Raw genomic sequence first — 10,938 nt, forward strand, 5'->3', positions numbered from 1 at the left:
GAGGTCGAACTCGACATCGCCGAAGGCGCGGACATGGTGATGGTGAAGCCCGGCATGCCCTATCTCGACATCGTGCGGCGGGTAAAGGACACGTTCGCGATGCCGACCTTCGTCTATCAGGTGTCCGGCGAATACGCGATGATCGCGGGCGCCGCCAACAATGGCTGGATCGACGGCGATCGCGCGATGATGGAAAGCCTGCTGGGCTTCAAGCGCGCCGGCGCGGACGGGATCTTGACGTATTTCGCGCCGAAGGCCGCGGAGAAGTTGAAGGCGGAGGGCTGAGCCGCCGCAGTTCACCGTCGTCGTCCCTGCGAACGCAGGGACCCATAACCACCGCTGCATGCGGTAACAAAGGCAACTGGCCCCATCATTCTCTTCGATAGGCCCCGGCGTATGGGTCCCTGCGTTCGCATGCGTTCGCAGGGACGACGAAGAGATTGCGCCCCGTCCCCATCCCCCGAATATTGCGCGCTGTGGATCGTCGCAGGCTCTTGGCGACGGCGCGGGCAATTCCCATTTGAGCTCCGGGTTATTCGCCCCTTGGAGGACGGACCATGTCTTATAGCGGCTCTGGCAACACTGGCAGCCCATCAGATGCTGGCAGCCCTTCGAATGCTGGCAGCGCCTGGCGGAACGACGGCGGGGTGCCGCCGCATGCGTTCGATCCGGATCTGCAGCCGGAACTGTTTCGCGGCGTGCTGACGCGGCGGGTGTTCGCGTTCCTGATCGACCTCGTCGTGCTCTCGGTGCCGGTCATCCTCGGCTACATCTTCATCGGCCTGTTCGGCATCATCACCCTCGGGCTCGGCTGGATGCTGTTCTGGCTGGCGTGGCCGGCCACGATCGTCTGGGCGATCGTCTATTACGGCGCCTCGATCGGCGGGCCGCATTCGGCCACCATGGGCATGCGCGCGATGGATCTGGAGCTGCGCACCTGGTACGGCGCTCCCGGCTATTTCGTGCTCGGCGCCTGCCATGCCGTGCTGTACTGGGTCTCCATCTCGTTCCTGACGCCGCTGGTGCTGCTGGTCGGCCTGTTCAACGGCCGCCGCCGCCTGCTGCACGACATGATCCTCGGAACCGTTATCATCAACAGTTCGGTCCGTACCCAGGTAGCGCCCATCTCCCGCAGCAGCTATTGAGCGAGCGAGCCGCAAAGCCGATTGACCGCCCGCCTCTGCGGCGCAATGCTACAGCCGGTCCGTCCCGGGGGAATTGAGCCCGAGGCCGGGCCGGCGTTTTTGATTCGATGACGCGTTTTCTTAACGGGAACCGGTGTCTACTTGCCTCGAAAGCGCTATCGTTGATTTGTTTCGGAGGCGTGACGACCCGACGTGACCCAGCACTCGCGTGATACCCCCCAGTTCTACCTGACCGCGCCATCGCCCTGCCCCTATCTGCCGGGCCGGCACGAGCGCAAGGTGTTCACGCATCTGGTCGGCGACAAGGCCGGCGACCTCAACGACCTCCTGACCCATGGCGGCTTCCGCCGCAGCCAGTCGATCGCCTACCGCCCGGCCTGCGACCAGTGCCGCGCCTGCGTCTCGGTGCGGGTCATCGCCAACGAGTTCCGCCCCTCGCGCAATTTCAAGAAGGTTCTGGCGCGCAATGCCGATATCGTCGGCGAGCAGCGCAGCGCGGTGCCGACCTCGGAGCAATATTCCGTATTCCGCGCCTACCTCGACAAGCGGCACCGCCACGGCGGCATGGCCGACATGACCGTGCTCGACTACGCCATGATGGTGGAGGACAGCCACGTCGAGACCCGCATCATCGAATACCGCAAGCGCGGGGTCGACACCGGCATCACCGGCCGTGGCGAGGAATTGATCGCGGTGGCGCTGACCGACGTGCTCAGCGACGGGCTGTCGATGGTGTATTCATTCTTCGAGCCGTCGCAGCGGAGCCGCTCGCTCGGCACCTTCATGATCCTCGACCACATCACCCGCGCCCGCCGCCTTGGCCTGCCCTACGTCTATCTCGGCTACTGGATCGAGGGCTCCAAGAAGATGGACTACAAGGGCCGCTTCCTGCCGCAGCAGCGGCTGGCGCCGTCAGGCTGGCTGCGGGTCGATGCGACAGGCGAGGTGCTGGCCGAGCCGCAGGATTAGGCCAGGACGCCACCGCCGCAGGTATTCAACCTGATCGCGCCATCTTCCGCGCCCGCATCACTGCTGGACGCATTGCTGGACGAACTTGATGCGGTCGATCATGCCGAGCCCCTTCGCCTCGGCCTGCTTGCGGCAGCCCTCGCGCTTGTCGATGCGCAACTGGATCTTGTCGACCAGGCTCAGGCCGATCGTGCCGACCTGTGGTTCGACCGAAGCGGTCTTTGCGTCGTCGATGGACGGGCCGTCGCCGGCCGCGCGGGCAGCCTCCTGCAGCCGCTTGACGTCCTCCGGGCTGAGCCTGGGCCGATCGATGTCCAGCGCGATCCTGTTGATCTTGCCGGTGAAGGCGAACGGCGTCTGATAGTCGTTGTCGTCGACCGGCGTGCCGGTGTCGGACCCGATGTCGAGCGCCTCGTCCCACTGCAGGATGAGCGGAAGCGTATGCTCCATCTTCTCGGTAGCCACCACGTTGCCGTCGACTTTCAGCGTGCCGGTGCCACCCTGCCCGATGCCGCTATAGTTTCCGAACACCATGGTAGCGGCGCCGAGACCGTCATATCTGAAGTCGAACTCGATGACGTGCCTGCCGGGCGTCAGCTCCGGCCCCTCCCAGCGCACGCGCTTGAGGTCGACGAGGTTCCACGTGAACACGGGCTTGTTCTTCAGAACATAGAGGCCATAGCCGGCGAAGCGGCCGCCCTGTGTCACCAGCATGCCCTCCGCGCCTCCTTGCGGAATGTCGACATCGGCCTTGAAGGTGTAGGACGAGTTGAGCACGCTCGGCGCATCACCATTGGGCGTGCCGGTCATCGGCCGCGTCCAGGCGAAGCTCGTTCGCCCGGCGCTCAAGCTCGGACGCGGCGTGACAAGCCGGGCGGCCACCGATGAATCGAGCGGCAGCACCTGGTATTTTTCTGCTTCCTTCCAGAACAGCGCCTGCAGTTCCTTCAGCTTGTCGGGATATTTGGCGGCGACGTCCTCAGCCTGTGTCCAGTCGTTGCGAAGGTCGTAGAGTTCCCACGGATAATCCTGCGCGCTCGGCAGGTTCTTGGCAATCGTTACCCACGGCGGCCGCAGCACTTTGGTACTCGCGATCCAGCCGTCATTGTAGATCGCGCGGTCGGCAAACATCTCGAAATATTGAGTCGTGTGTGTCGTGGGAGCGTTCGCGTTCCTGGCGTCGAACGTGTACATCATGCTGACCCCTTCGATCGGACTCTGCTTGATGCCGTCGACGATGTCGGGCTGCTTGATCTGGGCTGCCTCGAGGATCGTCGGCACGACGTCGATGACGTGGTGGAACTGGTGGCGGATGCCGCCCTTGTCCTTGATCGCCGCCGGCCAGGAGATCGCCATGCCCTGGCGCGTGCCGCCGAAATGGGACGCGATCTGCTTGGTCCAGGAAAACGGCGTGTCGAACGCCCAGGCCCAGCCGATCGACATGTGGTTGTAGGTGCGATCGGTGCCCCAGACGTCGTAGAAATATTTGAGCTGGTCTTCGACCGATGGGTTGATCTGGTTGAACATCGCCACTTCGTTCGGCGTGCCGTTCGGCTGGCCTTCCGCGCTGGTGCCGTTGTCGCCCTCGATATAGATGATCAACGTGTTGTCGAGCTTGCCCATGTCCTGAATGGACTGGATCACCCGGCCAATTTCGTTGTCGGCGTAGGCCGCAAAGGCGGCAAAGACGTCGGCCTGGCGGATGAACAGCTTCTTCTCGTCGGCCGAAAGCTGATCCCATTCCTTGATCAGATCCTTCGGCCACGGCGTCAGCCTGGCACTCTGCGGAATGACGCCGAGCCGCTTCTGGTTCTCGAAAATGGTGTCGCGCAGCTTGTTCCAGCCCTGGTCGAACAGGTGCATGTCGCTGATCTTCTTGACCCACTCCGGCGTCGGATGGTGCGGCGCGTGGGTTGCGCCGGGAGCGAATTTCACGAAGAACGGCGTGTCCGGCGAGAGCGCGTTCATGCGGTTCACATAATCGATCGCCTCGTCCGCCATGGCGGTCACCAGATTCCAGCCGGGCTTTCCCTGGAAGGGATAGATCGCCGTGGTATTGCGGACGAGATTGCCGGGCTCCCATTGATTGGTGTCGCCGCCCATGAAGCCGTAGAAATATTCAAACCCCATGCCGGTCGGCCATTGATCGAACGGACCGGCCTGGCTGGCCTGATATTCCGGCGTGTTGTGGTTCTTGCCGAACCAGGCGGTGTGATAGCCGTTGTCGGTCAGAATCCGGCCGATCGTCGCCTTGTCCCTGGTGATGATGCTGTCGTAGCCGGGAAATCCGGTGGCCTGCTCGGCGACCACGCCATAGCCAACGGAATGATGGTTGCGTCCAGTAATGAGCGCGGCGCGCGTCGGCGAGCACAGCGCGGTCGAGTGGAAGTTGGTGTATCGCAATCCATTGTTGGCGATCCGGTCGAGCGCGGGAGTCGGGATCACGCCGCCGAAGGTGCTCGCTACGCCATACCCGGCGTCGTCGGTGATGATGAGCAGCACGTTCGGTGCGCCCTTCGGCGGCACGACGCGCGAAGGCCAATAGGGCGTCGACCTGGTCGCATCGCGCTCGACCTTGCCGCCGAATTTTTGCGGCGGTGGCGGAAGCTGATCGCCGGGGATGGTGATGGTCGCGGCGGGTGATCCAGGCGGGGGTGTACCGGGCTGCGCTTGCTGGGCGATTGCGGGGACAATCAAGGCTGATGTCAGGATCAGTGCCGCAGAGATCGTGCGAATACGCATTGCGAAGCCTCCGTGATGCGCAGACTTTCAAAGCCGCTATCTGGAGTGACATGCAGGCCGCGGACGTTGACTCAGATCAACGCGGGTCCCGACGCGCTATGAACGACAGCGTGCATACATCTCTGAACCAGCGCGGCGCAGCGTGAGATAAACCCGCACGGAATACCGCGCGCATTACGATGCTGTGCTTTTTCGGTTACATCCCGCCACGACCGACTTCAGTTGCTGCGACGAGATGTAGCCGCTCGCAACATCGCTGCTAGATTGCCTGCACTTGCTTTCAGCGCGTGAGCGAAGAAGGGGATCGCCGTGAGAAGGACGAAAGCATTGATTGCCGCAGCGCTCGCGGCTGCCGTATCGGCATCGACGACAGCGCTGGCTGATGAAAGTGGTGTCAGCTTCTGGCTTCCCGGCCTGTTCGGCAGTCTCGCAGCGGCGCCACAGCAGCCGGGCTGGTCGCTCGCTTCAATTTACTATCATACCTCGGTTTCCGCCGGCGGCAACGTAGCCCGCGCGCGCGAAATCCAGATCGGCCGTATTCCCGCGAATCTGACGGCGACGCTGGACGCCAGGGTCAATGCCAGAGCGGACCTCGGCCTGCTGAACGCAACCTACGTCTTCGCAACCCCGGTGCTGGGTGGTCAGGCCTCCGTCGGCCTGCTGGGACTTTACGGCAAGAACACCACCTCGCTCGACGGATCGCTGACGGGCACCCTGACACTACCGCCACCTATCGGCCCGATTCCCGTCTCGCGTTTCGATTCCATCACCGACTCAACCATTGGGTTCGGCGATCTGATCCCGCAGTTTTCGTTGCGCTGGAATGCCGGTGTCCACAACTACATGACCTACATCACGGGTGACATCCCGGTTGGGGCTTACCAGTCGACGCGGCTCGCCAATATCGGAATCGGGCACGGCGCGATCGACGCGGGTGGCGGCTATACCTACTTCAATCCGACGACAGGCCACGAATTTTCGGGTGTGCTGGGCTTCACCTATAATTTCGAGAACCCGGATACGAACTATCAAAGCGGCGTCGACATGCACTTCGATTGGGGTGCTTCGCAATTCCTGAGCAAGCAGGTGCAAGTCGGCCTAGTGGGTTACCTCTATCAGCAGCTTGGCTGCGACAGCGGCACCGGCGACCGCGTCGGCTGCTTCCGTTCGCGGGTCGCCGGTATCGGTCCCCAGGTCGGGTTCATCTTTCCGGTCGGCGACATGCAGGGCTATCTCAACATAAAGGGCTACAAGGAATTCGCTGCCGAGAACCGGCCGGAGGGCTGGAATACCTGGGTGACCTTTGCAATCTCGCCGGCCCCGCCGCCGGCGGCTGTGCCGCCGCGGCGTATTACCAAGTGAATGTAGCCCCGGATTGCGCTGCGCTCGATCCGGGCTACGGGACCGGCGTCAGCCGAAGAACGTCTCGAACAGCAGTTTCACGTTCAGCGCGACGATGATTGCGGCGACGATCCAAGCCACAACAGCCACGCCACGGGGGATGACGAACTCGCCCATCTTGCGCTTGTCGGAGACGAACTTCACCAGCGGGATCACCGCGAACGGCAACTGCATCGACAGGATGACCTGGCTGAACACCAGCAACTGGCTGGTGCCACGCTCGCCATAGAACGCGGTGACGATCACGACAGGAACGATGGCGATGCCGCGGGTGAGCAGCCGTCGCGCCCAGCTCGGCAGCCGCAGATGCAGAAAGCCTTCCATCACGATCTGGCCGGCCAATGTCGCCGTCACCGTCGAGTTGAGGCCGGAGGCGAGCAGCGCCACCGCGAACAAGGTCGAGGCGATGCCGAGCCCGAGCAGCGGCGACAGCAGTTCATAGGCCTGACTGATCTCGGCGATCTCGGTGCGGCCGGTCGCATGGAAGGTGGCGGCGGCGACGATCAGGATGGCGGCATTGATGAACAGCGCCAGCATCAAGGCGATCGTCGAATCCGTGGTGGCCCATTTGATCGCCTCGCGGCGCCCCTCGTCGTTGCGCTGATAGGCGCGGGTCTGCACGATCGAGGAGTGCAGATAGAGGTTATGCGGCATCACGGTCGCGCCGATGATGCCGATCGCGATGTAGAGCATTTCAGGATTGGTGACGATCTCGGTCGAGGGCACAAAACCCTTCAGCACCGCGGCGACCGGCGGGGCCGCGGCCGCGATCTGGATGCCAAAACAGACCGCGATGACGATCAGCAGCGCGATGACGAAGGCTTCGAGGAAGCGGAAGCCCTTGTTCATCAACAGAAGCAGCAGGAAGGCGTCGAGCGCGGTGATCAGCGCACCGCCGATCAGGGGAATGCCGAACAGAAGTTTCAGCGCGATCGCAGTGCCGATCACTTCGGCCAGATCGCAGGCGATGATCGCGGCCTCGCAGGCCAGCCAGAGCATGAAGTTGACGGGGCGGGAGAAGCTGGCGCGGCAGGCCTGCGCGAGGTCGCGGTCGGTGACGATGCCGAGCCGCGCGGCGAGCGCCTGCAACAGGATCGCCATCAGGTTCGACAGCAGGATCACCGAGAGCAGCGTGTAGCCGAACTTGGAGCCGCCGGCGATGTCGGTCGCCCAGTTGCCGGGATCCATGTAGCCGACCGAGACCAGGTAGCCCGGGCCGAGGAAGGCCAGCAGGCGGCGCGACCAATGCCCGCCAAAGGGCACGCGTATCGTCGAGTTGACTTCGGGCAGGCTCCGCTGGGCGTCGGCGGCGGCATCCGCGCGCCATCCGGCGGCAGTCGTGTCAGTCATCGGCAAGCTCTCGGTCGCGGTCTTTTTGGCAAGTTCGGGCGTACGGGCATCCATGTCGGGAAGATGACCGATATCTATTCTTATTGCAACTCATTTGCAACTGCATCTGACGATCACGAAAATAATACCGGTCCCGGCATTGAAGCCAACCATGGACGAGATCGGGAAACGGGTGGGTCCGGCCGTTCTCGGGCCGGACAATACGGAAAAGTCGAATCCTTCAGGGAATTTCGCCAATGTCCGCCATCGAGACGCCGCCCCTGCCCGGAACCTTCAACCGCCTGGCCTGGTCCAACCTCGCGGCGCAATCGGCCGAGCAGATCGCGCTGGCCGCGGCGCCGATCGTCGCGGTGCTGCTGCTCGGCGTCGGCGAAGGCGCGACCGGCCTGCTGCAGACCGCGCTGACCCTGCCCTTCATCCTGTTCGCGATTCCCGCCGGCCTGCTCGCCGACCGCATCTCGCGGCGCTTCGTGATGGCCGTATCAGAGGCGCTGCGCGCCGCGGCACTGGCCGCCATTCTCCTGCTGCTCTGGCTCGGACTGATGACGCTGCCGCTGTTGGCGCTGCTCGGCTTCATCGCGGTCTGCGGCACGGTCGCCTACAGCGTCGCCGCGCCCGCGCTGGTGCCGTCGCTGGTCATATCCGAGCAACTGCCGGCGGCGAATGCGCGGATCGAACTGGCACGCACCGTCGCTTTCGCCAGCGGCCCGGCGCTCGGCGGCGTGCTGGTCGGCTGGGCCGGCGCCGCGCCGGCCTTCGGCTTTGCCGCCGCACTGTCGGTGATCGCGGTCGTGCTGCTGTCCGGCATCCATGAACCGGCGCGCGCGCCCGCCCCACGCCGCCATCCGCTGCAGGACATCAGGGAAGGCGCCGCCTTCGTGCTGCATCATCCGCTGCTGCGGCCGGTCTTCATTACGCAGTTCATCTTCAACACGGCGTCGTTCCTGCTGCTGGCGGTGTTCGTGCCCTATGCGGTGCGCCATCTCGGGCTGTCGGCGGCCGGCGTCGGCATCACGCTTGCGATGTACGGCGTCGGCATGGTGGTCGGCGCGCTCGCCGCCACGCGGGTAATGCGACGACTCGCCTTCGGCACCGTGATCGGGCTTGGGCCGGTAACCGGATTCGTCGCCGCGGCCGTAATGGCGCTGACAACGCTTCTGCCGACGCCGTGGCTCGCGGGCCTCAGCTTCTTCCTGCTCGGCGTCGGCCCAATTCTCTGGGTGATCTCGACCACGACGTTGCGCCAGTCCGTAACGCCGCCCTCGCTGCTCGGCCGGGTCTCCGCCATCAACATCATGAGCTACGGCGCCCGCCCGCTAGGCTCCGCGCTCGGCGCCATCGTCGGCGGGTATTATGGCGCGGAAGCCTGCCTCTATCTGGCGGCCGCGATCTTCGCAGCCCAGGCGCTGGTGATCTGGCTGTCGCCCGCGGTCTCGCTGGCGCGGCAGCCGCAGATGGTCGGCGAGCCGGCGCGGTGCTAGCTAGTCTCGTCAGCAATATCGCGGCGTCAGACCTCGAGCCATTCTTCGCGCACTCCTGCGTTTGCCTTGAGCTGATCGGGCGTGCCTTCGAACACGACACGGCCGTGTCCCATGATGTAGACGCGGTTCGAAATCCGCATGGCGATCGACAGCTTTTGCTCGACGAGCAGGATCGCAACGCCGGCCCGTGCGATTCGTACGATCAGATCGCCGACCTGCTGAACGATCAGCGGCGCCAATCCCTCCGTCGGCTCGTCGATCATGATGAGAGCGGGATCGCCCATCAGCGTCCGGCAGGTCGTGAGCATCTGCTTTTCTCCGCCCGACAGGACGCCGGCAGCCGTGTCGGCGCGTGCAGCGAGATTGGGGAACATGTCCAGCATGTCCTCCAGACGCCATTTGCCCGGCCGGCGGGTATCCTTGATGCCGAGCAGAAGGTTCTGACGAACCGTCAGGCTCGGGAAGATGTCGCGATGTTCGGGCACGTAACCAAGACCGAGCCGGGCGATCCTGTAGCTCGGCAGGCCGGCAATGTCCTTGCCCTTGAACCGTATCGTTCCCTGCGGAGCAACCTCACCCATGATCGCCTTGACCGTGGTGGAGCGGCCGACCCCATTGCGCCCGAGCAGGCTCACCACTTCTCCGGCAGCGACATCGAGATCGACGCCCTGCAGGATGTGGCTCTTGCCATAATAGGCATGCAAATCCCTGACCTCGAGCATCAGTGCGCTTCCTCGCCGAGATAGGCTTCCTTGACCTTCGGGTCGCGCCGGATCTCCTCGGGCGTGCCCGACGCGATGATGTGCCCATAGACCAGCACCGATATTCGATCGGCCAGACCGAACACCACACTCATATCGTGCTCGACGATCACGAGGGTCCGTCCCTCGGTCAATCGCCGGATCAGCGACACCGCCCGCTCGGTCTCCGCGTGGCTCATGCCTGCCGTCGGCTCGTCGAGCATGACGACGGTGGCACCGCTCGCGATCGTGATGCCGATCTCCAGTTCACGCTGCTCGGCATAGGTCAGGAGGCCCGCCGGAACATCGCGGCGATGCATGAGGTGGATGTCGTCCAATATCTGCGCCGTTCGCTCCCGCACCTCCGGCAGGCTGTCCACGTTCTTCCAGAAGGAATAGCGATGGCCCGTAGCCCAAAGCACGGCACAACGGACGTTCTCCCACACCGTCATGCGGGCGAACATGTTGGTGACCTGGAACGAGCGCGACAGCCCCCGCCGGTTGATCTCGAACGGCCGCAGGCCGGAGATCTCGTCGCCGTTGAGCCGGATCTCGCCGGCCGTCGGTTCGATATGACCGCTGATCAGGTTGAACGTCGTGGATTTCCCGGCGCCGTTCGGTCCGATGATGGCATGCCGCTCGCCCTGCGCGACGGTCAGGTTCAGGTCGCGGATGATGCTGACGTTGCCGAACTGCTTTTCGACGGAGCGGACTTCGATGGCTGCGGTCATGCCAGATACCCCCGATCGCGGGCGACCGTGGCAGCCCGGTCCCATGCATCGGCAATTCGCCGCCAGGTCAATCGGGCAACGAAGAAGCCGCCGACAATGAGGACGGCGGCGGTCGCCCAGGTCACCGGCGAGGCCGGATTGAACGCAATCCCGAACAGATTGATCGGATTGCCCTGGCCGGCGTGCGTGCGCGCAATCGATTCGATCGCCAGGATGACGCCGCAGGCCAGCGCCACCGTCGGCACCACGGCGACGAGATAGGAAGGTATCACGGTTGACAACGTCCCGGCGCGAACGAGCGGCCGATGCATCATCAGCAGTCCGGCGATGCCGCCCGGCGACAGCATCACGATGCCGATGAAGATGATGCCGAAATAGA

Annotated in this window: 8 protein-coding genes and 2 pseudogenes; 5 read left to right on the top strand and 5 right to left on the bottom strand. The window is 64.1% G+C overall.

The features are described 5' to 3' along the window. The 3 genes and pseudogenes from V7E26_RS26500 to V7E26_RS26510 form a co-directional block, all read left to right on the top strand. Positions 1 to 285, top strand: a pseudogene (locus V7E26_RS26500) (porphobilinogen synthase); the annotation flags it as partial. 272 nt (positions 286 to 557) lie between these two features. Continuing rightward, the gene (locus tag V7E26_RS26505) at positions 558 to 1,145 is read left to right on the top strand and encodes an RDD family protein (protein ID WP_324422001.1); all 588 of its coding nucleotides are present in this window, start codon (positions 558 to 560) and stop codon (positions 1,143 to 1,145) included. 192 nt (positions 1,146 to 1,337) lie between these two features. Next, on the top strand, positions 1,338 to 2,114 hold the full coding sequence (locus tag V7E26_RS26510) for an arginyltransferase (protein WP_324422003.1): 777 nt from the start codon (positions 1,338 to 1,340) through the stop codon (positions 2,112 to 2,114). Between the two features lie 57 nt (positions 2,115 to 2,171). Here the strand turns inward: V7E26_RS26510 and V7E26_RS26515 are convergent, their stop codons facing one another. Then, positions 2,172 to 4,856 (bottom strand): arylsulfatase, encoded by a 2,685-nt coding sequence (locus V7E26_RS26515; RefSeq protein ID WP_324422005.1) that lies wholly within the window; start codon positions 4,854 to 4,856, stop codon positions 2,172 to 2,174. A 309-nt stretch (positions 4,857 to 5,165) separates the two neighbouring features. Between V7E26_RS26515 and V7E26_RS26520 the strand changes: the two genes are divergently transcribed. Continuing rightward, positions 5,166 to 6,218, top strand: coding sequence for a SphA family protein (locus tag V7E26_RS26520; RefSeq protein ID WP_442893487.1), 1,053 nt, complete (start codon positions 5,166 to 5,168; stop codon positions 6,216 to 6,218). Between the two features lie 48 nt (positions 6,219 to 6,266). Here V7E26_RS26520 and V7E26_RS26525 read toward each other — a convergent pair whose 3' ends face one another. Then, positions 6,267 to 7,661, bottom strand: a complete 1,395-nt coding sequence (locus V7E26_RS26525) for an Nramp family divalent metal transporter (RefSeq protein WP_442893488.1) — start codon at positions 7,659 to 7,661, stop codon at positions 6,267 to 6,269. 182 nt (positions 7,662 to 7,843) lie between these two features. On the opposite strand from V7E26_RS26525, the gene V7E26_RS26530 reads away from it, so the two are divergent. Beyond that, a complete protein-coding gene (locus V7E26_RS26530) occupies positions 7,844 to 9,088 on the top strand; it encodes an MFS transporter (RefSeq protein WP_442893489.1) in 1,245 nt (414 codons plus the stop codon). 26 nt (positions 9,089 to 9,114) lie between these two features. Here the strand turns inward: V7E26_RS26530 and V7E26_RS26535 are convergent, their stop codons facing one another. The 3 genes and pseudogenes from V7E26_RS26535 to V7E26_RS26545 all read right to left on the bottom strand — a co-directional run. After that, positions 9,115 to 9,810 carry an ABC transporter ATP-binding protein gene (locus V7E26_RS26535; RefSeq protein WP_324422009.1) on the bottom strand — a complete coding sequence of 232 codons (696 nt, stop codon included), beginning with the start codon at positions 9,808 to 9,810 and terminating at the stop codon, positions 9,115 to 9,117. Next, positions 9,810 to 10,559: an ABC transporter ATP-binding protein gene (locus tag V7E26_RS26540; protein WP_324422011.1), complete on the bottom strand. Its 750-nt coding sequence runs from the start codon at positions 10,557 to 10,559 to the stop codon at positions 9,810 to 9,812. Before V7E26_RS26540 ends, V7E26_RS26535 begins: the two co-directional genes overlap by 1 nt. After that, a pseudogene (locus V7E26_RS26545) lies at positions 10,556 to 10,938 on the bottom strand (branched-chain amino acid ABC transporter permease); the annotation flags it as partial. The pseudogene V7E26_RS26545 and the gene V7E26_RS26540, both read right to left, overlap by 4 nt.

It is taken from the genome of Bradyrhizobium sp. (genome assembly GCF_036735945.1).
In the GTDB taxonomy this organism is placed as follows: Bacteria; Pseudomonadota; Alphaproteobacteria; order Rhizobiales; family Xanthobacteraceae; genus Bradyrhizobium.

Excerpts from the sequence above, each read along its gene's own strand:
- V7E26_RS26505 (WP_324422001.1), top strand. The coding sequence starts at position 558 with ATGTCTTATAGCGGCTCTGGCAACACTGGCAGCCCATCAGATGCTGGC.
- V7E26_RS26515 (WP_324422005.1), bottom strand. The coding sequence starts at position 4,856 with ATGCGTATTCGCACGATCTCTGCGGCACTGATCCTGACATCAGCCTTG.
- V7E26_RS26525 (WP_442893488.1), bottom strand. The coding sequence starts at position 7,661 with ATGGATGCCCGTACGCCCGAACTTGCCAAAAAGACCGCGACCGAGAGC.
- V7E26_RS26530 (WP_442893489.1), top strand. The coding sequence starts at position 7,844 with ATGTCCGCCATCGAGACGCCGCCCCTGCCCGGAACCTTCAACCGCCTG.
- V7E26_RS26535 (WP_324422009.1), bottom strand. The coding sequence starts at position 9,810 with ATGCTCGAGGTCAGGGATTTGCATGCCTATTATGGCAAGAGCCACATC.
- V7E26_RS26540 (WP_324422011.1), bottom strand. The coding sequence starts at position 10,559 with ATGACCGCAGCCATCGAAGTCCGCTCCGTCGAAAAGCAGTTCGGCAAC.